The organism is Morganella psychrotolerans (assembly GCF_001676155.1).
In the GTDB taxonomy this organism is placed as follows: domain Bacteria; phylum Pseudomonadota; class Gammaproteobacteria; order Enterobacterales; family Enterobacteriaceae; genus Morganella; species Morganella psychrotolerans.
This window is the reverse complement of record NZ_LZEW01000001.1, coordinates 1,525,984-1,550,681: the sequence shown is the minus strand read 5'-3', so window position 1 is coordinate 1,550,681 and position 24,698 is coordinate 1,525,984. Positions and strand designations below refer to the sequence as shown.

Annotated in this window: 17 protein-coding genes and 4 pseudogenes; 14 read left to right on the top strand and 7 right to left on the bottom strand. The window is 49.5% G+C overall.

Features of this window, described 5'->3' with window-relative positions; genetic code table 11:
• The first annotated feature begins 216 nt into the window (after positions 1-216).
• From AYY16_RS07560 to AYY16_RS07550, 4 genes and pseudogenes are all read left to right on the top strand, one after another.
• Entirely contained in the window at positions 217-1,203 is a 987-nt protein-coding gene (locus tag AYY16_RS07560; RefSeq protein ID WP_235846241.1) for a TPM domain-containing protein, read from the top strand.
• A gap of 19 nt (positions 1,204-1,222) precedes the next feature.
• Positions 1,223-1,438 carry a hypothetical protein gene (locus AYY16_RS20985; protein ID WP_235846240.1) on the top strand — a complete coding sequence of 72 codons (216 nt, stop codon included), beginning with the start codon at positions 1,223-1,225 and terminating at the stop codon, positions 1,436-1,438.
• Between the two features lie 310 nt (positions 1,439-1,748).
• Positions 1,749-2,759, top strand: a complete 1,011-nt coding sequence (gene pyrD / locus AYY16_RS07555; RefSeq protein ID WP_067364080.1) for a quinone-dependent dihydroorotate dehydrogenase — start codon at positions 1,749-1,751, stop codon at positions 2,757-2,759.
• 184 nt (positions 2,760-2,943) lie between these two features.
• Positions 2,944-3,490 (top strand): annotated as a pseudogene (locus tag AYY16_RS07550) (cell division protein ZapC).
• Between the two features lie 274 nt (positions 3,491-3,764).
• Here the strand turns inward: AYY16_RS07550 and AYY16_RS07545 are convergent.
• Positions 3,765-4,838: a YcbX family protein gene (locus AYY16_RS07545; protein ID WP_067364932.1), complete on the bottom strand. Its 1,074-nt coding sequence runs from the start codon at positions 4,836-4,838 to the stop codon at positions 3,765-3,767.
• 197 nt (positions 4,839-5,035) lie between these two features.
• Between AYY16_RS07545 and rlmKL the strand changes: the two genes are divergently transcribed.
• From rlmKL to rmf, 6 genes are all read left to right on the top strand, one after another.
• On the top strand, positions 5,036-7,150 hold the full coding sequence (gene rlmKL, locus AYY16_RS07540) for a bifunctional 23S rRNA (guanine(2069)-N(7))-methyltransferase RlmK/23S rRNA (guanine(2445)-N(2))-methyltransferase RlmL (RefSeq protein ID WP_067364077.1): 2,115 nt from the start codon (positions 5,036-5,038) through the stop codon (positions 7,148-7,150).
• 7 nt (positions 7,151-7,157) lie between these two features.
• Positions 7,158-9,074 carry an ABC transporter ATP-binding protein gene (locus tag AYY16_RS07535; protein WP_067364074.1) on the top strand — a complete coding sequence of 639 codons (1,917 nt, stop codon included), beginning with the start codon at positions 7,158-7,160 and terminating at the stop codon, positions 9,072-9,074.
• Between the two features lie 36 nt (positions 9,075-9,110).
• Positions 9,111-10,394, top strand: coding sequence for a membrane integrity-associated transporter subunit PqiA (gene pqiA / locus AYY16_RS07530; RefSeq protein WP_067364071.1), 1,284 nt, complete (start codon positions 9,111-9,113; stop codon positions 10,392-10,394).
• Positions 10,395-10,398: 4 nt separating this feature from the next.
• Positions 10,399-12,051, top strand: a complete 1,653-nt coding sequence (gene pqiB / locus AYY16_RS07525; protein WP_067364923.1) for an intermembrane transport protein PqiB — start codon at positions 10,399-10,401, stop codon at positions 12,049-12,051.
• A 1-nt stretch (position 12,052) separates the two neighbouring features.
• Positions 12,053-12,643, top strand: coding sequence for a membrane integrity-associated transporter subunit PqiC (gene pqiC / locus AYY16_RS07520; protein ID WP_067364068.1), 591 nt, complete (start codon positions 12,053-12,055; stop codon positions 12,641-12,643).
• 346 nt (positions 12,644-12,989) lie between these two features.
• On the top strand, positions 12,990-13,157 hold the full coding sequence (gene rmf / locus AYY16_RS19660) for a ribosome modulation factor (protein WP_082970629.1): 168 nt from the start codon (positions 12,990-12,992) through the stop codon (positions 13,155-13,157).
• Positions 13,158-13,228: 71 nt separating this feature from the next.
• Here the strand turns inward: rmf and fabA are convergent, their stop codons facing one another.
• Together fabA and AYY16_RS07510 are read right to left on the bottom strand one after the other, a co-directional pair.
• The gene (gene fabA, locus AYY16_RS07515; RefSeq protein WP_067364065.1) at positions 13,229-13,747 is read right to left on the bottom strand and encodes a bifunctional 3-hydroxydecanoyl-ACP dehydratase/trans-2-decenoyl-ACP isomerase; all 519 of its coding nucleotides are present in this window, start codon (positions 13,745-13,747) and stop codon (positions 13,229-13,231) included.
• Positions 13,748-13,833: 86 nt separating this feature from the next.
• The gene (locus tag AYY16_RS07510) at positions 13,834-15,579 is read right to left on the bottom strand and encodes an AAA family ATPase (RefSeq protein WP_067364062.1); all 1,746 of its coding nucleotides are present in this window, start codon (positions 15,577-15,579) and stop codon (positions 13,834-13,836) included.
• Positions 15,580-15,841: 262 nt separating this feature from the next.
• Here AYY16_RS07510 and matP point away from each other — a divergent pair.
• Positions 15,842-16,302, top strand: a pseudogene (matP, locus tag AYY16_RS07505) (macrodomain Ter protein MatP).
• Positions 16,303-16,358: 56 nt separating this feature from the next.
• Here the strand turns inward: matP and ompA are convergent.
• Entirely contained in the window at positions 16,359-17,438 is a 1,080-nt protein-coding gene (gene ompA, locus AYY16_RS07500; protein ID WP_067364059.1) for a porin OmpA, read from the bottom strand.
• Positions 17,439-17,790: 352 nt separating this feature from the next.
• On the bottom strand, positions 17,791-18,309 hold the full coding sequence (sulA, locus tag AYY16_RS07495; RefSeq protein WP_067364056.1) for an SOS-induced cell division inhibitor SulA: 519 nt from the start codon (positions 18,307-18,309) through the stop codon (positions 17,791-17,793).
• Between the two features lie 223 nt (positions 18,310-18,532).
• On the opposite strand from sulA, the gene AYY16_RS07490 reads away from it, so the two are divergent.
• Positions 18,533-19,144 carry a TfoX/Sxy family DNA transformation protein gene (locus AYY16_RS07490; protein ID WP_082970628.1) on the top strand — a complete coding sequence of 204 codons (612 nt, stop codon included), beginning with the start codon at positions 18,533-18,535 and terminating at the stop codon, positions 19,142-19,144.
• Between the two features lie 59 nt (positions 19,145-19,203).
• On the opposite strand, the gene yccS is transcribed toward AYY16_RS07490, so the two are convergent.
• A complete protein-coding gene (gene yccS / locus AYY16_RS07485) occupies positions 19,204-21,429 on the bottom strand; it encodes a YccS family putative transporter (RefSeq protein WP_067364053.1) in 2,226 nt (741 codons plus the stop codon).
• A gap of 167 nt (positions 21,430-21,596) precedes the next feature.
• Between yccS and helD the strand changes: the two are divergent.
• Positions 21,597-23,652, top strand: a pseudogene (gene helD / locus AYY16_RS07480) (DNA helicase IV).
• Positions 23,653-23,657: 5 nt separating this feature from the next.
• Here the strand turns inward: helD and AYY16_RS07475 are convergent.
• A pseudogene (locus AYY16_RS07475) lies at positions 23,658-24,117 on the bottom strand (methylglyoxal synthase).
• A 151-nt stretch (positions 24,118-24,268) separates the two neighbouring features.
• Here AYY16_RS07475 and AYY16_RS07470 point away from each other — a divergent pair.
• The gene (locus tag AYY16_RS07470) at positions 24,269-24,682 is read left to right on the top strand and encodes a CoA-binding protein (RefSeq protein ID WP_067364050.1); all 414 of its coding nucleotides are present in this window, start codon (positions 24,269-24,271) and stop codon (positions 24,680-24,682) included.
• Positions 24,683-24,698: the final 16 nt, after the last annotated feature.

Sequence of the window (24,698 nt, the reverse complement as noted above, 5' to 3'; positions counted from 1 at the left end):
AAAATACGCTATTACTGTTACATTGCGCCATTTTTCCACCCGATACGGTAAACTCCGGATAATTATCTGCAATATATACCCAACGTCATTCAGGATGCAGGCAGGCGGCAAGGGAAGTCAGACGGGGAGCATACATCAGTATGTGGCCCGGCTGGCTGAGCGAACCCAACGAACCTGCGGTTTGAATGAATAAGGGTATAAAGAAAGGATGTCATTATGAGATGTAGAATTAGTCTGTACCGCCACTGGTTGTGGGGCGTATTTTTTCTGCTCTTTTCCGCTGTTGCAGTGGCGGACGGCACTGAATTGCCCCGCATGCAGGGCGCGGTAACAGACACTGCCGGGCTTTTGACCGGGAGTGAGCGCAGTAATATTGAGGACAAACTCGGTACATTGCGGGAGCAAACCGGGGCGCAGATAGCGGTTCTGACAGTCAAAACCACCGCACCGCGTGATATTGAAAGCTATGCTGAAAATGTATTCAACCAATGGCGTTTAGGGCGGATCAATATTGATGACGGGATCTTATTAGTGGTTGCGGCGGACGACCGCGCGATGCGTATTGAAGTCGGTTACGGGCTGGAGGGGGCGGTAAGTGATGCTACGGCGAACCGGATACTTAATACTTATTTCATCCCTGAATTTAAAAAAGGAAATTACGCAGGCGGGATCAATAACACGCTCGATGCCCTGACTGCGCTGGTAAAAAATGAGCCGCTGCCTGCGGTGACCACTCCGGCTTTTTATATCGCCAAACAGCCGGGTCCTGTCGGGTGGATTGATATTGTATTGGGTGCGGTACTGGCGGCAAGTGCGTATCTGTGGTGTTTTTTCATTTTCAGTATGATCAAACGCTATAAACTGAAAGCAGCTATCCCGATAGGCATCATTATTTATCTGACCTGGTATTTTGGCGGTTTTAATAACCCCGCCGGTAACGGCATGGAATTCGGGGAAGATTTTTTCTATACAGAATTACCGCGCTGGAGTCAGTTTATTTTCCTGAAAATCCTGCCGCTCTGGCTGGTTATTGTACTGATATTCACCATGTTTATCGCAGTAGTTTTCTTATTTCTTCTCGTATTAGGCACATTTTTCTGGATATTAAGTAAAATTATCAAACCTAAGAAGCTGTATATTTCAGTTTGCATCGGTCTTTTTTTTCGGCGGGTTTGCCTTTATTTTCGGATTTCTGTTCTTTGACGGAAGTCTGGCGGCTGGTGTGCTGACAGGCACCGGATTCGGGCTGTTCGTCGGTATCGGGCACTATTGCGGATTTGTGACTGTCGGTTCCGGTTCCGGTGGCGGAGGCTCCGGGCGTGGCGGACGGGGCGGAGGCGGCGGCGGGTTCAGCAGTGGCGGCGGAAGCAGCAGCAGCCGTTCGTCTTCCGGTGGCGGCGGACGCAGCGGTGGAGGCGGGTCATCCGGGCGCTGGTAATATACCCTTATTCATTCACAGTATAGGTTCGTTGGCCAGACGGGTCACATACTGATGTATGCTCCCCGGCGGTCGGAGCTTGCCGCCTGCCTGCATCCTGAATGACGTCGGGTATACACCGGGAAATGATGTACATCAGGTGCATCATTTCCTGCGTAAAAAAGCAGTGCAGAGCGGGGACATTTGTCCTAATATAGCCGCCTGAAATAGGCGGCACTGTTTCAGGCAGAACCCACAACCTATTTTGTTACAGAGAAACCACCCGGTACGCGGGTTATGTACTGATGACTCATAACAAAAGGTATTCAAGATGTATTATCCGTTAGTCAGGAAGGCGCTGTTCCGCCTTGATCCCGAACGCGCCCACGAATTTACCTTTCAGCAACTCAAACGCCTTTCCCGTTCTCCTTTCCGTTTTCTTATTCAGCAAAATGTTGCCACCAAACCTGTACAGTGCATGGGGCTCTCTTTTAAAAATCCGCTGGGGTTAGCCGCGGGTCTTGATAAAGACGGTGAATGTATTGAGGCTTTTGATGCAATGGGTTTTGGTTTTGTTGAAGTCGGTACGGTGACACCCAAACCACAGGCGGGAAATGATAAACCGCGTCTGTTCCGTATTGTTGAAGCCGAAGGGCTGATTAACCGGATGGGCTTTAATAATCTCGGGGTGGATAACCTGATAGAGAATATTAAACAGGCGCGTTTCGGGGGCATTCTCGGTATTAATATCGGCAAGAATAAAGATACGCCGGTTGAGCAGGGCAAAGATGACTATCTGATTTGTATGGATAAAGTCTATGCTCACGCCGGTTATATCGCCGTTAATATTTCCTCACCGAATACCCCGGGATTACGCAGCCTGCAATATGGCGATATGCTGGATGAATTACTGACTGCGATTAAAATTAAACAGCAGGAATTACATCAGCGCCATCAGAAATATGTTCCGGTTGCCGTAAAAATTGCCCCGGACTTAACGACAGAAGAATTAATTCAGGTTGCTGACAGTTTGGTCAGACATAATATTGATGGTGTTATTGCCACTAATACCACATTAGATCGCTCTTTAGTGCAGGGATTAAATCACTGTAATGAAACCGGCGGATTAAGTGGCCGCCCGGTTCAGAGTAAAAGCACCGAAATTATTCGTCTGTTATCAAAAGAGCTGAACGGTAAATTACCGATTATTGGTGTCGGTGGAATTGACTCACTGGTTGCCGCGCGGGAAAAAATGGATGCAGGTGCATCATTAATCCAGATCTATTCAGGATTTATCTACCACGGACCCAAATTAATTAAAAATATTGTAAATTGTATCTGATTTTCAGCTTTATCTTTCTGAGGGGGTTTATTTTTGCCCCCGTTTCTTTTATATTTTAAGATGTTGCTCAAAAATTATCATTATCAGGCAGCACACGTTAAAGTTATTAATAAATTTTAATTATTTTATTCAATATGAAGTGGCTATTTATCGCTGACCCGATATTAGCCGGGAATGTGATCAGATGAAAATAAAACCTGACGATCAATGGCAGTGGTATTATGATGATACGCATGAGCGTATTATGCTCGATCTTGCCAACGGAATGGTATTCCGCTCCCATTTTGCACCACGCCTGCTGGCGCCGTATGCCCGGTGCCACAGTCCGTTTTCTGTTGATGATGCTGCCTTATTTGTCATATTCGACGAACAGATTAAAAAAATTAAATATCCCGGCGCAGCAGTGTGCAGAATTAACACTCAACGCGTTAATTGCATCACGATTTTTAAAACCACAGATGCCGAAGAGCTGGTATTTTTCATTATGCTGTGCGATGACGAAACCGGCGCAGGGACAAATTGTTGACGTCGTGCTGGATAATACCCGGCAGCGGAGTTGTTTTATTGTGGCGGAAGCGGGTGATAATGCCAGTTTGTGTTTATTGGTCGACCCCGAACTGCAATTAAATGATCGTACAATGTCCTTTTGTGATCCGATAAAGATCATGAACGATCGTTTATTATCCCGCAAATCAATACAACGAAGTATGTTAATGGGTAAAGCGGTTTGACGGTGATAATACCGGAAAGACAATTATACCCTTATTCATTCAAACTGCAGGTTCGTTGGCTGCGCTCAAATAGCCGGGTCACATAGTTTATCTATGCTTCCCGTCTATTTTCCCTTACCGCCTTCCTGCAACTTGAATGACGTTGGGTATAGATATAATTTATTGATCACCGGTGATCGTACCGCATTAAAATGATCCGGTGTTTATATACAGGTTACGCCAAGTACAATACCCCCGGGTGGATTAATCTGCCTGAGGGTATTTTTTTTATCTGTTATTTGCCGTGACGGATCGTAATATTGGTTTTCGGAATACAACTACACGCCAGAATATCGCCGTTTCTTTTTATTGCCCCGGCTTTCAGCGGTGTTACCTCACCGGACAGCAGCGTCACTTTACAACTGCCGCAAACACCTGCACGGCAGGAGTAGGGAATGGAAACCTGATGCGCTTCCAGCTGCTCCAGCAGGACATGCTGATTATTCACCGCATACTCTTTATCGTTGAACGTCAGTGTCAGCATGGCTTGCGGCTGTGTGGTGACCGGTTGAATTTTCTCAATCACCCGCTCCTGATATTCCCGCGGCGGGCAGGTTTCCAATACTGTGACTGTGTCGCCGACCTGAATAACACCGGTATTGCGGGCGATGGCATTCATGCCGAAATCCACATCATTCTTATCCGCTGCTGTCCTGAACGTCTGCAAAGTGTGCAGAGGCTCCATCTGCGGGTGTTTTTCACCTTTATCCGTGCTGATTGTTGTGAAAATGCAGCGGCTGCACGGTTTTTTCAGGTCAAATATAACATCGCCAATCTGAATCACTTTCCAGCCGTCTTCGGCAAAGGCATCTGCGCCGGTGACAATAATATTGCCGCGGAACTGTTCAATTTTAATCGCGGCACTGCAACGTTTCTGTACCGCCTGAAAAGAAGCTTCATTCACAATCAGATACGGATAGCCGTCCGCAAAAGACACCGGGCTGTCCGGGGAGAGCTTCACGCGCCGGGTGGAGTGCGGGCTGAGCCAGCGTAACTGAACCGGGATATCAAAAAACTGGCACAGCCACTGGTTGATTTTTTCCGGGGCAATGAGTGAGGTAAAATGATTTCCCCAGACTTCGCATGCCAGACTCTCCGGCAGAAAATCATCATATAAAATAGTGGCACTGCTGCCATCCGGGCTGCGCAGGTAAATGCCGTTGTTCAGCAGTGCCGGGGTAAACAGCACCATTTGCGGATAACGGCGGGCGGTCAGAAATTTTCCGTCTTCGTCGGTTATCATAAAATTGCGGTCAAAACTCAGCCCGGTATCCCCGGCATAGCTCTGCGACAAGCGTACACCTTTCATTGATTTCACCGGAAAGGTATATAAACGGGAGAGTGTGATGGCTGTTTTTGTCATAGTTATCCGTTCTTTTCGTTGTTATCGGTAAATACCACAATGGCATCCGGGTTTGCCGGGAAAAAGGTGAACGTCAATTTTATGATTTAACGCCCGGATCCGCTATAATGCGCTCCAAATTTTTATTTCAACGGTAAACCATGATGAACACGTATTTTGCCAGCACCGCCCGTGGGCTGGAAGAGCTTTTAAAAACTGAATTAGCAACACTGGGTGCTGAAGACCTCAGCATTGCGCAGGGTGGTGTTCATTTTCGTGCTTCACCGCGTACAATGTACGAATGCCTGATGTGGAGCCGTCTGGCATCCCGTATTCTATTACCGCTGAATGAGTTCGATGTCTACAGCGATCTGGATCTTTATCTTGCCGTGCAATCAATTGACTGGCCGTCTGTCTTTACGGTGGACAAAACCTTTGCTGTGCATTTTAACGGCACCAATGATGAAATCCGTAACAGTCAGTACGGCGCGCTGAAAGTTAAAGATGCTATCGTCGACAGCTTTACCCGCAAAATTGATGCGCGTCCTGATGTGGCAAAACAGCAGCCCGATATCCGCATCAATGTGTACCTGAATAAAGAAAAAGCCTCACTGGCCATCGACCTGAGCGGCGATTCCCTGCATATCCGTGGTTACCGCGAACTGGCAGGTCAGGCACCGCTGAAAGAAAACCTGGCGGCAGCGATTGTCCAGCGTTCCGGCTGGCAGAAAGATACCCCGATGGTGGATCCGATGTGCGGCTCCGGCACACTGCTGATTGAAGCGGCGATGATGGCGGCTGATTGTGCGCCGGGTCTGAACCGTACGCACTGGGGCTTTGAAGCCTGGAGCAGCCATGACAGTGCGCTCTGGGACTCTGTTAAAGCAGAAGCCCGCGAGCGGGCCAATGCCGGTGTTGTCAGTGCTACGGCGCGTTTTTTCGGGTCTGATACGGACAAACGTGTGCTGGATATGGCGCGTGCCAATGCCCGCCGTGCCGGTGTGGATAAACTGATTACGTTCCAGCAGAAAGATGCCACTAAACTGGAAAACCCGCTGCCGGAAGGGCCGAAAGGTACTATTATTTCCAACCCGCCATACGGTGAGCGTCTGGAAAGCGAACCGGCACTGATTGCGCTGCACAGTGTGTTCAGCCGTGTTGTCCGCACCCGTTTTCCGGGCTGGCGCCTGTCCATGTTCAGCGGTTCACCGGAGCTGCTCAGCAGCCTTCAGTTACGCGCTGAACGTGAGTTCAAAGCAAAAAATGGTCCGCTGGACTGCGTACAGAAAAACTATCAGTTAAGCGAAACCCCACCGGCGGGTGCGCAGGATCTTGGTTCAGATTTCGCAAACCGTCTGCGTAAGAATGAGAAAAAATTGGCAAAATGGGCGAAGCAGGAAGGCGTTGAGTGTTATCGTCTGTACGATGCTGATTTGCCTGAGTATAATGTTGCAGTTGATCGCTATGCCGATTATGTCGTGGTTCAGGAGTATGCACCGCCGAAAACAATTGACCCGAACAAAGCGCGTCAGCGCCTGTTTGATGTGATCAGCGCAACACTTGCGGTACTGGAACTGCCGGCGAATCAGCTTGTTTTAAAGACTCGTCAGCGCCAGAAAGGCAAGCAGCAATATGAAAAGCTGGATGAGAAAAAGAACAGTTTCCTGGTAAAAGAGTATAACGCACAGTTATGGGTTAACCTGACTGATTACCTGGACACCGGCTTGTTCCTTGACCATCGTATTGCCCGCAAAATGCTGGGGCAGATGAGTAAAGGTAAAGATTTTCTCAATCTGTTCGCCTACACCGGGTCTGCGACAGTTCATGCCGGACTTGGCGGGGCGCGCTCCACCACATCAGTGGATATGTCACGCACCTATCTGGAGTGGGCGGAACGCAATTTACAAAGTAACGGACTGAGCGGCAGACAGCACCGTCTGGTGCAGGCGGATTGCCTGAGCTGGCTGGCGCAGACCCCGGAACAGTTTGATCTGATCTTTATCGATCCGCCGACGTTTTCTAACTCAAAACGGATGGAAGACACCTTTGATGTCCAGCGCGACCATATCATGCTGATGAAACAGCTGAAACGTCTGCTGCGCCGTGGCGGAACACTGATGTTCTCCAATAACAAACGTGGTTTTAAATTAGATCAGGCCGGGATGGATGAAGCCGGACTGGTGGCTCAGGAAATCACGGCCAAAACACAATCACAAGATTTTGCACGTAACCGTCAGATTCATAACTGCTGGCTAATCCGCCACGCAGGCGAGGAATAACAGAACTATGTCGTTGATTAATATGGCGGGCGCCTGGCTCGCATTCAGTGATGCTCCGTTGCTGGAAAATACCGAAATTCATATCGAAGCAAATGAGCGTGTCTGTCTGGTCGGACGCAACGGGGCGGGAAAATCCACCCTGATGCGGGTTCTGACCAAAGAACAGCCTCTGGATGATGGTACAGTAACCTATGAGCAAGACCTGATTGTCTCCCGCTTACAACAGGATCCGCCGCGTGATGTGGAAGGCACTGTATTTGATTTTGTCGCCGAAGGGGTGGCAGAGCAGGCTAAGCATATCAAAGCGTATCATCAGATCTCAAAACTGGTGGAAACGGATCCGAGTGATAAAAATCTGTCAAAAATGGCAGATTTGCAGGAAATTCTCGATACTCAGAATTTATGGCTGCTGGACAGCCGCATTTCAGATGTGATTGCACACCTGGAATTACCGGCAGAAGAAAAACTCTCTGCGCTCTCCGGGGGCTGGCTGCGTAAAGCCGCGCTGGGACGTGCGCTGGTCTGCGCACCGGGCGTGCTGTTTCTGGATGAACCGACCAACCACCTGGATATCGAAACGATTCAGTGGCTGGAAGTTTTCCTGAAAAGCTTCGGCGGCAGTATTGTCTTTATTTCCCATGACCGTTCCTTTATCCGCAATATGGCGACCCGGATTATCGATCTGGATCGCGGTAAGCTGGCGTCCTGGCCGGGAAGCTATGATGAATATCTGCTCGGTAAAGAAGAATCACTGCGCGTGGAAGAGATGCAGAATGCAGAATTTGACCGCAAACTGGCGCAGGAAGAAGTGTGGATCCGTCAGGGGATCAAAGCCCGCCGTACCCGTAACGAAGGACGGGTTCGTGCGCTGAAAGCACTGCGCAATGAACGCGCCGATCGCCGTGAGGTGATGGGCAAAGCGAAAATGCAGGTTGAAGAAGCGACGCGCTCCGGCAAAATTGTATTTGAAATCGAAAATATCAGTTACGGTATCGACGGCAAAAAACTGGTCAGTGATTTCAGTGCGCAGGTGCTGCGCGGTGATAAAATTGCGCTGGTCGGACCGAATGGCTGCGGAAAAACCACACTGCTGAAACTGATGCTCGGTGATCTGCAACCGGACAGTGGTCGTGTGCATTGCGGGACAAAACTGGAAGTGGCGTATTTTGACCAGCACCGCGCAGCATTAGATCCGGATAAAACCGTGATGGACAACCTGGCGGAAGGCAAGCAGGAAGTGATGGTGAACGGCAAGCCGCGCCATGTGCTCGGGTATTTACAGGAATTCCTGTTCCACCCGAAACGCGCGATGACACCGGTTCGTGCGCTGTCCGGCGGAGAGCGTAACCGCCTGTTGCTCGCCAGATTATTCCTGAAACCGAGCAATCTGCTGATCCTCGATGAACCGACCAATGACCTTGATGTCGAAACGCTGGAGCTGCTCGAAGAGCTGGTGGACGGCTATCAGGGTACTGTGTTGCTGGTCAGCCATGACCGTCAGTTTGTGGATAACAGTGTTACCGAATGCTGGATTTTTGAAGGCGACGGCACTATCGAACGCTTTGTCGGCGGCTATTTTGATGCACAGCAGCAGCGCAGCCAGGTTCAGACACTGAAAGCACCGGCAGAGAAGAAATCACAGCCGGAGCCGGAAGAGAAACGTACCGATAACATTAAAAAAGCAAATACTTCTGCGAAATTAAGTTATAAATTACAACGGGAGCTGGAACAGCTGCCTGCACTGCTTGAATCCCTCGACGAGGACATTCAGCAGTTACAAAGCAAGGTGGCGGCGCCTGAGTTTTTTAATCAGTCGCGCGAAGAAACCGATAAAGTTCTGACGTTGTTAGCTGAAAAAGAGCATGCGCTGGAAGTGGCGTTTGATCGGTGGCAGACGTTGGAATCAATGCAGAGCGGGAGTTAATCCCGCCTGTGATGACCCCGGAGATATAACGTAACAGTGTGTGCTCATCATTCACATGATTCTGACATGGTGCTGTGTCCGCAGTGCGACCTGGTGGTTGATGTCCCTGAGCTTGCCCGGGGAACGAAAGCCGAATGTCCGCGCTGCCACACACACCTGACCGCCCGTTGGCGTGAACCGCGTCGTCAGCCGCTGATGTATGCTCTCTGCGGCCTGGTGATGTTTGTTCTGGCCGGTATGTTCCCGTTTGTCTCTATGAAAGTGGCGGGCATTGAGAGCGAAATCACGATTTATCAGATACCGGCAGTGATGTTTGGTGATAATTATGCTGAGCTTGCACTCTTCTTTATGGGGTTTGTTCTGGCGGTTCCGGTGTATTGCCTCGCGGCGATTACCTTGCTGTGCAACGGGATCCGCCTGCCGCGCTGGCTGGCTATTCCTGTGACCAAACTACTTTTCCGGTTGCGCACCTGGTGTATGGCAGAAATTTTCCTGGCGGGTGTCCTTGTCAGCTTTGTGAAACTGATGGCTTACGGGGACATCGGGCTGGGCATGAGTTTTCTGCCGTACTGTCTGTTTTGCGTGATGCAGGTGAGGGCGTTTCAGTGCCTTGATAAACACTGGATCTGGGAACGGATAGCGCCGCGTCCCGCTCTGTCTGTTCCGCTGATTGCCGGAAAAGGCGGGCTGGCACAGGGCGTGCGGTTGTGCGGCACGTGTCAGGCTATTCTGCCGGCAGGTATGCGGGAGTGTCCGCGCTGTCACAGCAAAGGACATGCACGGCGGCCGAACAGTCTGCAACTGACCCTGGCGCTGTTGTTTACCTCGGTTATTTTGTATATCCCGGCAAACCTGCTGCCGATTATGATCACTGAAACGCTGGGTAACGGATTTGGCTCAACCATTATGGCGGGGGTTATCCTGCTCTGGGGAGACGGTTCTTATCCGGTGGCAATGGTTATTTTTATTGCCAGTATTATGGTCCCGAGCCTGAAAATGCTGGCGATAGGCTGGTTGTGTCTTGATGCCAAAGGTCACGGAATGCGTGATCCCGGCCGGATGCACTTTATTTATGAAATGGTGGAATTTGTCGGGCGCTGGTCCATGATCGACGTTTTCGTGATCGCGGTGCTGGCGGCATTAGTCCGGATGGGGCGCCTGATGAGTATTTATCCTGATATTGGTGTAATTTTATTTGCGCTGGTGGTTGTCCTGACGATGATCGCCGCCGAAATGTTCGACCCGCGCCTGACGTGGGATCGACGTGATAAACAACGGGCGAAGTCTTCAGAGGAGCCTCAGCTTGAACGACAAAAATGATGATTTGACAGACGCAGATGCAGACAGCCTGACAGAGGCGAAGGTCAGCAAACTGAAAAGCTGGTCACCGGTCTGGATTATCCCCATCGTCACGGTACTGATTGGCGCCTGGATCCTCATCAGCCATTTTCGCGGGCAGGGACCGGAGATCACGCTGATAACCTATAATGCGGAAGGGGTTGAAGCCGGAAAAACCAAGATAAAAAGCCGCAGCGTGGATGTCGGTGTGGTGGAAAGCGTCATGCTGGATCAAAGCTACAGCCGCGTTATCATCAAAGCACGTCTGAATGCTGAAATGAAAGATGTGCTGCGCAAAGATACGGCGTTCTGGGTCGTCAAACCGACTGTCGGACGTGAAGGGGTAAGCGGGCTGGGCACCCTGTTGTCCGGTGCGTATATCCAGGTGCAACCGGCAAAAACCGGGGCGGTGAGCGAGGAATTTGAACTGCTCGATTCTCCACCGCTCGCAGCACCTGATGCAAAAGGGATCCGCGTGATATTAACCAGCCAGCAGGCGGGTCAGCTCAATCCCGGTGATGCGGTATTGTTCCGTGGGTTCCGCGTCGGCTCTGTGGAAACAGCTGAATTTAATCTCGAAGAGCGCGATATGCAGTATGAACTGTTTATCAGTGCGCCTTACGACAAACTGATCACCACAAATGTCCGTTTCTGGAAAGACAGCGGCATCTCCTTTGATATGTCCTCACAGGGCGTAAGTGTACAGATGGGCTCTTTATCAACGCTGTTCAGCGGTGGCGTCAGTTTTGATGTGCCGGATGGCTGGCAGCCGGGCGACGAAGTAAACCCGAAAACACTGTTTAAACTGTTTGATAACCAGAAAAGTACACAGAACTCACTGTATACCCAGTATAAAAGTTATCTGCTGTTCTTCTCTGACTCTGTCCGTGGTTTATCACCGGGCGCACCGGTGGAGTTCCGTGGTATCCGTTTAGGAACCGTGGCACAGGTGCCTTTCTATGCGAAAGGACTGGCTCAGACGTTTGATCAGGACTTCCGTATCCCGGTGCTTATCCATATCGAACCGGAACGTTTTGAGAAAGATGTCGGTAAAGGGTTCAAACTGGAAAAAGAGCTGCAAACCGCACTTCAGCAAGGGCTGCGGGCTTCACTGAAATCCGGCAACCTGCTGACCGGCGCACTGTATGTTGATCTCGATTTCTATCCGGAACAGGATGCCTGGAAAGCGCCGCTGAGTATTTCTGATTATGAAGTTCTGCCGACCACCAGTGGCGGGTTGGTTCAGCTGCAACAGAAAGTGCTTGCTGCACTGGATAAAATCAACGGTATGCCGATTGAGCCGATGATGAAACAGGCAACAGATACGCTGCGTGCCAGTGAAAAAACGATTGCCGAAGCACAGAAAACCTTGTCTGAGCTGAATGGATTACTGGGCAGCAAAGAGTTCAAGGCATTGCCTAAAGATCTGCAATCGACATTACGCGAGCTGAACCGCAGTATGCAGGGTGTTCAACCGGGATCACCGGCTTACAATAAGCTGGTTGATGATATGCAGCGCCTGGATCAGGTTCTGCGTGAACTGCAACCGGTCTTGCGGACACTGAACAATAAGAGCAATGCGCTGGTTTTTGAAGCGAAGCCGCAATCTGATCCTCAACCTAAGAAGGGGAAGAATTAAGATGAAAAACCTGGCGAAAGCTCTGGCATTTCTGGGTGTTTTTGTACTGGCGGGATGCAGCAGCATCCCTGAAAAACAGTATTATCAGTTGCCCTCTGTTACCTCATCTCAAACAGATGCGGATCAGACCGGTTACCGGAGCAGTACCGGTGATAACCGTGCTCCACAACTGTGGATCCAGCGCATCACACTGAGTGATGTGCTGGGCAATTCCGGCATCGTTTATCAGACCAGTGATGTGGAATACAGCATCGGCAGCACAAATTTATGGGCAGGACCGCTGGAGCAGCAGTTACTGGATGCCATGACCACAGAACTCAGTCAGGCATTGCCGGACAGACTGGTTTCTGTGCAGCCGCTGGAAATGAAGCCGGATACACTGACTATCAGTGTGACCGGTTTCCACGGACGCTATGACGGTAAAGTGATTGTGGCGGGCAGCTGGATTTATACTCATGGCGAAAGTGTTATCCGTCATCCGTTTAACCTTGTTCTGACACAAAGTGAGAACGGGTATCCTGAACTGGTCCGTACCCTCGGTGAGGGATGGGCGCAGGTGGCGAAATCGGTCGCAGCCGAGATACGTAAGTAATCCGCAAACTGCCCTCTGTGGTGTACAAACAGAGGGCAGTTTATTATCAAAAGAGCAAATTTGTGAAGCGGCTCTCATTCCTCTGATTAACAGTCTGATTGCAAAAATAATTTAGTTCCTGCCCTGTTTTACTCTTTGTCTGCGTTTACGGCTGCGTGAAAACTAATCAGCTGATTACGCTGATAAAACAATCCCCCTGTTTTTACTGTGTATTTTTTTGCAAAGAGCGCCTGACACGCCCTGAATCTTCTTTACTTGCAATCCGTTGCCCGACAGCGTATTCCTGTTATGGGTTGAGTGAAAATCAACCTGTTCTGATACTGAATAACATGAGGGAAGTAACGGCATGAAAAGACAAAAGCGTGATCGTTTAGCGAGAGCATTAACCAAAGGTTATCAGGCGGGTATTTTAGGTCGCTCTAAAGAGCATTGCCCGTATCTAAAGATTGACGAACGTTCTCACTGGCTGGGAGGCTGGCGCGAGGCCATCGATAACAGAGCGGTCATTGCGTAACCGGATTTGAAAAATAAAAAACCTCCGCAAGCGGAGGTTTTTTTGCTGGTAAGGCTGCTGAAACCGGCGGATTAAAACGCGCTGGTATCTTTAAACAGACCTACTTTAAGATCAGTGGCGGTATAAATCAGTTTGTCATCAACAAAGACTTCACCATCACCGATACCCATAATCAACTTACGGTTGATAACACGCTTGAGGTGAATACGGTAAGTGACTTTTTTCGAGGTCGGTAATATCTGCCCGCTGAATTTAACTTCACCCACACCCAGCGCACGGCCTTTACCTTCGCCGCCCAGCCAGCCGAGATAGAATCCGACTAACTGCCACATTGCATCCAGACCTAAGCAGCCCGGCATAACTGGATCGTTGGTGAAATGACAACCGAAAAACCACAGTTCAGGGTTGATATCCAGCTCGGCTTCAATATAGCCTTTATCAAAATGACCGCCGGTTTCGCTCATTTTAATGACGCGATCCATCATCAGCATGTTGCCGGATGGCAATGGCGGCCCGTTTTCACCAAAGAGTTCACCCCGTCCTGAGGCTTCAAGTTCCTGCTTTGTGTATGAATCTTGTTTTGCGACCATAACTCAATCTTTGCCTTGTTTTTCAGATAGGCTACACAATAGCGTACACTTGTACGCTGAACAAGTCCGATCAGATAAAATGTGAGCTACTTCCACCAACGGGAGAACCACGGCGCTCTTGGTTTATCCTGATTGTTTGCCAGGAAAATCCGATCCTGAATTATAGCTAACAGGTGTTCTCCGGAAGGATTGTTTTCTTCTTCATAATACGGCATTTTCATCAGGTGTGATGCTGCCTGTGACACATGTGAGACCGTCCGGATATGGAACTCACCCGCGCGTACTGCATCGATAACATCATCCGACAGTACAAGATGGCGCTCATTGGAGGCAGGAATAATGACGCCCTGTTCTCCGGTGAGTCCTCTGCTCTGGCACAAACGGAAAAAACCTTCTATTTTTTCATTCACGCCGCCAATAGCCTGGACGAAACCAAACTGATCGACTGAGCCTGTTACGGCAATCTGCTGGTCAACCGGCTGCCAGGAGAGTGCACTTATCAGTGCGCAAAGCTCGGCGAGAGAAGCGCTGTCGCCATCCACTTCGCCGTAGGACTGCTCAAACACCACAGAAGTCGAGAACGGGAACGGCTGATCCAGTTTCAGTTCGGCAACCAGATAAGCCTGCATGATCATCATGCCTTTTGCATGAATATTTCCGCCAAGCTCCGATTTGCGTTCAACATCCACAAACTCACCGTCACCGATGTGTGCAACACAGGTGATGCGTGAGGGTTCGCCCACCGCTTGCGGGTGACCGGGATACTGAAGGACAGAGAGCCCGTTAATCTGGCCGACTGTACTGCCCTGAGTCTGGATATAAACCTGACCCTGAAGCATTTCGTCCAGACCTCTGTCAGCCAGGTAGCCATGACGCCAGAGACGGTTTTCCTGAATCTTGCGCAGTGCTTCTGCTGTAATTGTTTCAGATGGCAGCAGTGTTGCCGCATCACGCAGCAATGATGTCAGCCATAATAAATCAAGCGGCAGTCTTTTCTTATCGTCCTGATGGCGCATTCCCTGGCGGATCAGTTCATACCAGCCATCAGGGCTGAGTGATGGCAGCTGGTTTTCTTTCAGCAGACCATTAATAAACTGACACCATACAGAAAGCTGCTCAATTTCTTCAATCTGACTATCAAACTCATATTCCCCGTACAGGGCTTCTTCGCTGAGTTCCGGCTCTGTCAGCATAAATTCATCAAGGCTCATACGGTCACCGACTAAAATGACACGCAGATCCAGAGGCATGCCATCAACAGGGAACGGTAGCGGATGTTGTTCTGTGTGTGCCAGCCACTCAAAACGTTGAGCACAGACCATTTGTTTCAGGCGCAGCCACATTAACGGCTGCGCGAGCAGGCTGCGCATCGAGATAATCAGATAGCCGCCGTTAACCTGATGGAGCAGGCCGGGTTGCAGCTGAACATGCTGATGATGTGTAAATATCTGACCAAACAGTTGTTCCGGCTCTACCCAGTCGCAGGTAGCAAAAGGGAGCGTTGCACTGAAATGACCGTTATCCGCAGGTGTAAAAATAAACCGGTGATTATCAAAATGGTATTCACCGCCGGCGGTGCGTTTTTGCTGAGCCCGGGCATCAGGCGGCAGCAATTGCGCTATCGTATTCAGATAACATTCACTTTCATCACTTTTGACCAGTATAAAACGGCGCTTGGCTGCCGGATGACTGAAAAGTGACAGGCTTTCCTGCAAACGGGCCTGTACCGCATCGGTACTCAAAGCCGGAAGCGAAGAGGCGGTTTGCAGGAGCTCGTGGTAACTGTTTTCATCAGGCAGTAATGATTGCCAGGTTAATTGTTTAATATTCACTCGGTATTGTCTACTTTTGATGATGTCAGGCGTATGTGGGGTACGTAAGGGTAAGGTGCTTCCCGCTGTGTGCGGTTCTCAGCACCGCCTTTGAATAGTAACGGAAATAATGGGGCATTGTAGCGCGTAACTATGTCTGATAGCTATCCTCGTGACGTTTATTTTTAACCGGCAGGATAAGAGAGAATCTGATTTAGGAGCGGTTTTTTAAGACAAATATTGCTATGCTTATGAAAGTGTTACCCTGTCACTGAGAAAAATAATGAAATATCAACAACTAGAGAACCTTGAGTGCGGCTGGAAGTGGGCGTATCTGGTCAAAAAACACCGCGAAGGTGAAGCTATTACCCGGCATGTGGAAAAAAGTCAGGCAGACGAGGCGGTTGCACTGCTGCTGAAACTGGAATCTCACCCCGTTAAAGTTATTGGCTGGATACAACAGCATATGTCGCCGGTATTTATAAACCGGATGAGTCAGACTATCCGTGCCCGTCGTAAGCGTCATTTTAATGCTGAGCAACAGCATACCCGCAAAAAAATCTGTCGATTTGGAGTTTTTTGGTCTGGCAGCGCTTATCTGCACTATCACAGCGACGCGGCAGTACATTGTCAGACACTATTATTCAGCTGCTGGAAGATGCGGAGCGGAAAGAAAAATACGCGACGAAAATGACGTCACTGAAGGAAGATCTGCAAAATTTACTGGGCAGCGACAAAAAATAAACCCCATCCGGAGACGGGGTTTATAAATTCATTGCATCATGCAATCGAATCAGAAATTACTGAGCAGCAGCAGCCTGTGCAACTTGTTCAGTTACGCCCTGAATTTCGATTTCAACACGACGGTCTGGTGCCAGACACTCGATCAGAGCAGCGCGCTGTTTGATATTATCACATTTGTTGCCTGTGATAGGATCTTCTTTACCGCGGCCTTCTGCACGGATGCTGCCTGTAGGGATACCTTTAGCAACCAGGTAATCTACAACGCTCTGAGCACGTTTCTGTGACAGTGGCAGGTTGTAGTTCTGTGAACCGATGCGGTCAGTGTAACCGATAACCAGGACGTTGCCCTGAGTTGGGTCGATTGACGCCAGTTCGTTGAACAGCTGGTTCAGAGCTTCCTGACCTTCAGTTTTCAGAGTCGACTTGTTGAAGTTAAACAGAACGTCTGAACGCAGGGTGAAACGTTTGTTTTCAACAACAGGAGCCGGAGCCGGAGCTGGTTCCACAACTGGTGCTGCAACGTCATCCTGACCGAAGCGGTACGCGATACCAACACTCAGCATGCCGTTGTCCGGACGTGCGCCCAGAGTTTCTTTATCGCCGATGTTGCTGACCCACTGATATTCCACACGAGCGGCGATATCACGGGTAATTGCGTATTCAGTACCCAGTGCAACTAACGGTGAAACACCGGTGTCGTTCTTAGTTTGTTGTGCGCCACGTTTACCGCCGGCATCAACTAATGAATAGCTTGAATCTGCACGCCATACCATCGCACCCAGACGAGTATAAACGTCTAAGTCTTCCAGTACAGGATAGCTCAGTTTGGTAGTCAGCTGAATACCCTGTGCTTTGAACGCGCCGTTGTTACCGTCGCCTTTATAAGGCATACGACCTAACCAGTCGTAACCTAATTCAAAGCCCATGTACTGGTTATGCTGGAAACCAGCATATGCACCAGCGCCGATCTGGTCTTTATGAGTAGGACCGGTGTTGCCTAACTCAGTACCGGTATTCTGATACTGGGACCAACCTAATTTAGCACCAGTGTACCAGGTGTTATCTTTCGGAGCTGCTTGCGCAACAGTTGCGAAAGCTGCTACTGCTACTGCCACTGCGATAGCTGTCTTTTTCATTTTACGCCTCGTTATCATCCAAATAGGCTCTGGCTTAAATAGCCTTATTTTTGCCTTTGGTTTTTAAAAATAGTCAGGGATTATGTGCTTAATTTAGTAAATAGCTCCCAATAGGGAATTTTAAGCACTACCTTAACGCTGTAAAGTCTACAGCGAAGTTCAAAAGTTACAAGGGTATCCGGCAGAATTCGATTAAAAAAAAAGCAAAAAAAGCTTACTGATTCATAAACATACAAAATAGTCAATTTCTTTGGATATTTAGCTTAACACATTGAAAAATTGTAATTTTATTAACTAAGCCGGGTAAATGATACGGGCTTGTAAAAAAGACTGAGAATATTCTTAATTTTACTTAATGGTAAGAGAATGAGTGAATTTGTACTGTGTTCAGTTGTCGTGCCACGGGGGCGTTGTCATGATGCCATTCCTGAGGCCGCATAATAAAGCCCAGGCAGCTTCCCCGCTGTGCCGCCTGTTGCAACCGGTAATTTTCCTGTTCAGTTAATACCGGCAGCCAGCCGAGCACAACACCGAAGTTACCACTGGTGAGTGCTTTTTCCATCGCATCAACACTGTTGATTGCCGGAATACGGGAAAGTTGCATAATTTTATCACGGGGCAGCTGATTTTGCGCCAGCCACCGGCGGCTGAGTTTTTCTCCGGGTGACAGCCAGAGCAGCCAGCGCGGTTCACCGGCAAACTGACGTAACAACGGGAGCAGGATATGAGTCAGGATCATATCATTATTGCGATAAACCAATTCGCTGACCATACCGGTTGTGCCTGTTTGTGAGTGAGCTGCCCGCGGAAGGGCAGGTGACGCGGATGCAGACGTGGCAGGGAGATATTCCCGGGTTGATTGCTGGCGCATAGTTGACCTCACATAGTGATACTGTATGAATGTACAGTACAATTCAATTTCCCTTAGATCAAGTAAATTTTTTCCAAGCAACTCGCAAATTTCAGGATTGCTGTGCGTAAATACGAATTTATCGTTGGCAATTGCAGAAACATTCCTTATTTTGTGGCGACGCTGAGCTCAGTCACGGAATGACATAACGATACATTTAACCTGCTTTCAAGGGACTGATAATATGAAGGATTATTTGAAATTGTCAGATGTTCAGTTTGATCGTCTTCAACGCAGCACACAGCCGTTTGGCCGGATCCGGTTAAAATCACAGTTCGGATGTATGGGGTTATCAATTGACGGGGTTACCTTTGCACTCATTGCCAACAGTCAGCTCTGGCTGAAAAGCACAGAGGCGACCCGGGATCTTTTTTGTCAGATGGAGTTATACGACAGGTTCACGTATCCGAAAAGGATACTGCCGATGCGGATTAATTATTACCGGGTGACTGAAGCCGTGTGGCTGCGTCCTCAGCAGTGCGAGTCTCTTTTTTATCAGGCCTATTTCCATGTCCGTGCATTTGCACTTTCACAGCAGCGGCTGCCGTCACGGATTAAAGATTTACCTAATGTGGACAGGGCATTAGAGCGCCGCCTCTGGCAGGCGGGAATTCGCCAGGTGGATGATCTCTATTTATTAGGGGCGAAAGCCAGTTTTCTGAAGGTAAAAGCGCGTCCGAAAAATGAACTGAAACTGTTATTTGCCCTCGCCGGTGCTATTGAAGGTTGCCATAGTGCGGTATTACCGAAAGCACTGCGTGAGGATCTTATTCACTGGCATGACCGCTTAAATTAAGGCAGGTGCTGATACCCCGGGGAACAGGGTTATCTGTTATGTCCCCGGGGTCCGGCGGGCTATGGTGACTTATGGCCGGGCTCTGTGCTGTCAGTTGTGGCTTTCTGCCTGTTCCGCCTTTTTGTACCCTGTTGTCTGTTCTGCTCTTTTTCTGTTATCTGGCGGATAAGCATAACAATATCAGGGATTAAATTGAGTAACAGGCGGATTTGCTCTGCAACCAATTGCTCTGCACTGTTGTTTTCACACTTACATTTATCAAGACGCTGCGCCAGCGCCTCTGCGATAGCATGGATCTGTAATTCGCCCTGACGACCCTGTTGCAGTGCGGCCTCGGCGTAACGGATAGTGTCATTCAGCAAACGCAAAACAGTATCATCAGTCAGTTTTGTACGGTGTGCGCCCAGACCGGAAATATAGCTCAGCAGTGTGTGGTTCAGGCAAAGCAGGCGGAACGCTTCATCATGAGATGTCCGGTAACTGCTGGGTTCAGATGAGATATTCGCCACAACCGAGGCAAATTCACCGTCACTGATGTGCGCATCCCGGCGGGCAACCCGGTAATCCAGTCCGTCATTTTTACCGTCATAGTACTGGCGCAGAATTTGCTCAAGATAACGACCGTTTGCCTGCATCGTGCGGTCAATAACCAGGGGAAGCTGACGGTATTTCCAGTCCGGCCAGATATAACTGACCGCAAACCAGGCAAGACCACAGCCGATGATGGTATCAACAATACGGTGAAGTGCGATATCAAACCCTTCGCCCAGCAAATTAAAGCTGAACAGAACGAGCAGGGTAATAAAGATAGTCGCCTGAGCATACTGGCTGGTACGGAAAACAAAAAACATCAGCCCGGAAATTACCATCAGAATTAGCTGTCCCTCATAGGACGGTACAAAGTACATGATTGGCAGGCCGATCAGGATCCCCGCGAGTGTCCCGGTTATCCGCAGCATCAGGCGGCGCTTGGTGGCACTGTAGTTCGGCTGACAGACAAAAAGGCTGGTCAGCATAATCCAGTAGCCGCGGTTTAAATCAAACAGCTGGATAATGGCGTAACCGGCGCACAGTAATACAGACATCCTGATAGCATGGCGGAACAGCGCGGAGCGCGGGGTCAGGTTCTGCCGGAAACGCGACCAGATATCGCGCAGCCCCTGGAGATTTTCATTGGAAAGCCTCGCATCTTCCTGCAATTTTTCTGCCGGTAATTTAGTCTGTTCCGCACTGAGGCCTTTAAGCTGAGAGTCCACGCCCTGCAGGTTACTCAGCAGGTGGCGCAGTGCCATCACGCTGCTGTTACCGGGCTTTTGTTGCTCCAGAAGATTCAGGGAGTTTTCCAGATAGGAAAATACCCGCTCAAAACGCGGGTTATGCTCATATTTTTTCCGCTGTAAGATAGCCTGTGCAACGGCAGCACAAGCCCGCCCCTGCATTGACATCAGGCGCTGAAAACGGAACATTATGTCGCTGTAACGCAGTTCATTACTTAAATTCTGATACTGAATATGGGATGAACTGGCCCGCTCATGAATATCCTGGGCGACAAAATAATAGTGCAGTGCGTGGCGGGTACCGCGCTGCCCGCGGTCACCTTTCAGCCGTGAGAACAGCGTGGTTTTTGCCTGATTCATTGATGTGGTGAGAGCACTGTTTGCCATCGCCAGTTCAAATACCGTCTGCTGATAATCTTCTTCAATATCCGGATCAAACAGATTCGCTTTGGCTTCCAGATAATTTGACAGTTGCAGGTAATAGCGTGAGAGATTGTCCTGCAACGGGCGTATCGGAAACAACAGGTGCCCGGTCAGTGTCAGCAGGTTGTACCAGACCGCCCCGGCCAGCAACAGCAGCGGCTGCTGATACCAGTCATCAAACAGATTTTTCCCCAGCATAGTGTAAATGGCGATCAGCAGTGCGCCAAACGCGATAGTCGCGTAGCGCTGCCCCAGCGCGCCCAGCAGAATAAATCCGCTGGTTGACAGCGCAAGACCCGCCATAAAAAGAATGTGGTGATCAAACAGCAGCTCGATAGATGCAGAAGCGACAAAAAAGGAGATAAGTGTGATAAACAGGTTGCGCAGACGACCGACCAGACGGTCATCCAGGTCTGTCAGGGCGGCTGCAACCATCCCGAGCGTCAGAGCGATAGTGACTTTCGCCGGCATGTGCAGCAGCCACGGCACCAGTGTGGTGCCTGTCAGCGCAATGAATATGCGGGTATAGTAAAGAAAATGGCTGTTATAAATATAACGGCTGAAGCCGCGAAACGCTGCAAGCACAGTAACCTCAATAAGTCAGAAATACCCTTAACGGGAATTTGGCAGTAAACTAATCGTGTCTTTTCTGTAATATGGCAATGGTATGGCGCAGGCACAGGTTTTACCACATCTGCTTTTATCACATATTGATTTCAATCTTGTATCAGTAACGTAACGGTGCGTAACTCATGGAATTAAAATCAACACAAATGGGGCAGACATTAGCCCGGCATCCTTACAATCGCGTACGGTTACTTAACGCCGGTATCGAAGTCAGCGGGGAAAAACACCGGTATGTTATTCCTTTCAATGAGTTAATCAATATCCAATGTAAACGGGGCATTGTTTGGGGGGAGATGGAGTTCGAGCTTCCGGATGAACAGGTTGTCCGTTTGCACGGCACACAATGGCAGGAAACTCAGCAATTTTATCATTACCTGACGGATGTCTGGACCCGCTGGAGTGAAGAAATGAGTGTGGTCAGTGCGCAGGTACTGGACAAGCAGGCAAGTGAAATCACCGCCGCCATCCGGGCTGATCGCTGGCTGACACAGCCTGAAAGCCGGAAGTTGTGCGATAACATCATAAAATCATTCACTGCGCTTCCGTTGCCGCAGGTGCGTTTGAAAGCGTTTGAAAACTGTGCCGCAGCATATCAGTTCTGCCTGGGCTGGCTGGATAACACGGATAATAAACGTCGTCAGCGTAATCGTGACTGGACACAGCAATGCCTTGAAACCTATGCTGATTTTTTTGCAGGTATTGAATCCTCCCCGCTGAATCAATCACAAAGTGAAGCGGTGGTAAATGGTGAGCCATCTGTGCTGGTGCTGGCGGGCGCGGGGAGTGGTAAAACGTCTGTGCTGGTGGCAAGGGCGGGCTGGCTGTTACGCCGGCAGCAGGCATTACCGGAACAAATTCTGATGCTGGCTTTCGGACGGCAGGCAGCAGACGAGATGAATGAACGTATTCAGCGCTGTCTGCACACCGATGAGATCCGTACCAAAACATTTCATGCTCTGGCACTGCATATTATCCGCGAAGCAACGAATAAATCACCGGTTATCAGTGCGCTGGAAAGTGATACAGCCGCCCGCCATGAACTGATTAAATCGGTCTGGCAAATACAGTGTCGTGAGAAAAAAAGCGCAGGCGAAGGGCTGGCGTGAGCTTATCAGTACCAGTCTGAACTGGCTGCTTGATGAAGGCGAATATTGGGAGGATGAATCACTGTGCCGCCGCATTGTCCCGAGAATCGATCGCTGGCTAAGCCTGATGCGAATGAACGGCGGCAGCCAGAAAGCAATGATTGAGTCCGCAGAACCGGATATCTCACCTGAATTTACAAAGCAAATCAAACTGATGGCGCCGTTTTTAAAAGCATGGAAAAGTGCGCTGAAAGAAGAGGGTGCGACTGATTTTTCCGGGCTTATCCACCAGGCCGTAAACCTTATCGAAAAAGGACGGTTTATTTCACCGTGGAAAGCGGTGCTGGTGGATGAATTTCAGGATATTTCTCCGCTGCGCGCCAACATTATTCATGCATTGCGGGCACAAAACCCGCTGACAACACTGTTTGCTGTCGGCGACGACTGGCAGGCGATTTACCGCTTCAGTGGTGCCGAACTGACGCTGACCACAGATTTCAGCGCGGTATTCGGAGAGGGCGGGCAGTGCGCGCTGGATACCACATACCGTTTTAACAGCCGGATCGGTGAGGTTGCGAATCAGTTTATTCAGCGAAACCCGCAGCAGTTGGTCAAGCCTTTGAACAGCCTGACAAAAGGGGATAAAAAAGCGGTTCTGTTATTACCTGATACCCATTTGGACGCATTACTCAATAAAATGAGCGGTTACGTCACCGCAGAAGAAACTATTTTAATTCTGGCGCGTTATCATCATCTTAAACCGGACATTTTGTCTGTAGCGGCAACCCGCTGGCCGCAGCTGAATATCCGCTTTATGACAATGCACGGCTCAAAAGGGCAGCAGGCGGATTATGTCATTATCACTGGTCTGACAGATGAAAAAGACGGCTTTCCGGCGGCTGCGCGGGAATCCGTCATTGAACAGGGATTATTACCGCGCGTGGAAGAGTTTCAGCACGCTGAAGAGCGCCGTCTGATGTATGTGGCGCTGACACGGGCAAAAAAACAGGTCTGGCTGCTGTATGATAACGCATCACCATCCTGTTTTGCAGCCGAGCTGGCTGACATGGGCGTCAGCCGGGTGAAAAAGCCCTGATTATCTTATTGTGCGCGCTCACTTAAATAGCGGGCGTAATCCGGGATGACAATATCCACATCTTTGTCAAAATCCGGGGAATGAATAATAAAATCAGCGGTGGACATATTTGTGGCGACCGGGATATTCCAGACGGTCGCCAGGCGCAACAGTGCTTTGACATCCGGATCATGCGGTACGGCATTGAGCGGATCCCAGAAAAAAATGAGCACATCAATTTTTGCTTCCGCAATCATTGCGCCAATTTGCTGATCGCCACCCATCGGCCCGCTCAGCATGCCGGTAATCTCCAACCCTGTTTCCCGGCTGATAAGCAGCCCGGTGGTGCCGGTGGCAAAGAGCTGATGTTCCTGTAATGCTGCCAGATTGCGTTTAACCCAGTCCAGTAATTTGGTTTTGTAATGGTCATGCGCCACAAGGGCAATTTTTTTTATGCTTGGTCAGTACACGGGTTGTGGATTCCATAACGCTCTCTTTTTGCGGCGAATAAGACGAATAAAATATTATTCAATAACATAAGCGAAAAAAAACCATCCCGCCAACAGGTGATTATCCATCCGTTATGTTATAACTCAGAAATTCAGATTAATTTGCGGGCTTATGATAAGGGGCATATATGAATGATACCGTTTTGACAGATATTCTTCAGCAGGTAAAAACAATTGCGGTTGTCGGCGCGAGTGATAAACCGGATCGCCCGGTTTTTCATGTGATGGAATATTTGCTTGGTCAGGGCTACCGGGTCATCCCGGTCAGTCCTAAGCTTGCAGGTAAGACACTGATAGGTCAGATGGTTTACGCCACACTTGCGGATATTCCGGAACCGGTTGATATGGTGGATGTGTTCCGCAATGCTGATGCAGCACCCGGTATTGCACAGGAAGCCATTGCTGTTCACGCAAAGGTGTTGTGGTTACAGCAGGGCGTTATCAGTGAGGAAGCAAAATCACTGGCGGAAGATGCCGGGCTGCGTTTTGTTATGGACAGATGTCCGAAGATTGAAATTCCGCGTCTGGGATTAGAAAAATAAGAAAGAAATAAAGCCC

What these genes read in the sequence shown, in the direction of transcription:
- AYY16_RS07560 (WP_235846241.1), top strand. Translation starts at nt 217, where the DNA reads ATGAGATGTAGAATTAGTCTGTACCGCCACTGGTTGTGGGGCGTATTT.
- pyrD (WP_067364080.1), top strand. Translation starts at nt 1,749, where the DNA reads ATGTATTATCCGTTAGTCAGGAAGGCGCTGTTCCGCCTTGATCCCGAA.
- AYY16_RS07545 (WP_067364932.1), bottom strand. Translation starts at nt 4,838, where the DNA reads ATGAAAGGTGTACGCTTGTCGCAGAGCTATGCCGGGGATACCGGGCTG.
- rlmKL (WP_067364077.1), top strand. Translation starts at nt 5,036, where the DNA reads ATGAACACGTATTTTGCCAGCACCGCCCGTGGGCTGGAAGAGCTTTTA.
- AYY16_RS07535 (WP_067364074.1), top strand. Translation starts at nt 7,158, where the DNA reads ATGTCGTTGATTAATATGGCGGGCGCCTGGCTCGCATTCAGTGATGCT.
- pqiC (WP_067364068.1), top strand. Translation starts at nt 12,053, where the DNA reads ATGAAAAACCTGGCGAAAGCTCTGGCATTTCTGGGTGTTTTTGTACTG.
- rmf (WP_082970629.1), top strand. Translation starts at nt 12,990, where the DNA reads ATGAAAAGACAAAAGCGTGATCGTTTAGCGAGAGCATTAACCAAAGGT.
- fabA (WP_067364065.1), bottom strand. Translation starts at nt 13,747, where the DNA reads ATGGTCGCAAAACAAGATTCATACACAAAGCAGGAACTTGAAGCCTCA.
- ompA (WP_067364059.1), bottom strand. Translation starts at nt 17,438, where the DNA reads ATGAAAAAGACAGCTATCGCAGTGGCAGTAGCAGTAGCAGCTTTCGCA.
- sulA (WP_067364056.1), bottom strand. Translation starts at nt 18,309, where the DNA reads ATGCGCCAGCAATCAACCCGGGAATATCTCCCTGCCACGTCTGCATCC.
- AYY16_RS07490 (WP_082970628.1), top strand. Translation starts at nt 18,533, where the DNA reads ATGAAGGATTATTTGAAATTGTCAGATGTTCAGTTTGATCGTCTTCAA.
- AYY16_RS07470 (WP_067364050.1), top strand. Translation starts at nt 24,269, where the DNA reads ATGAATGATACCGTTTTGACAGATATTCTTCAGCAGGTAAAAACAATT.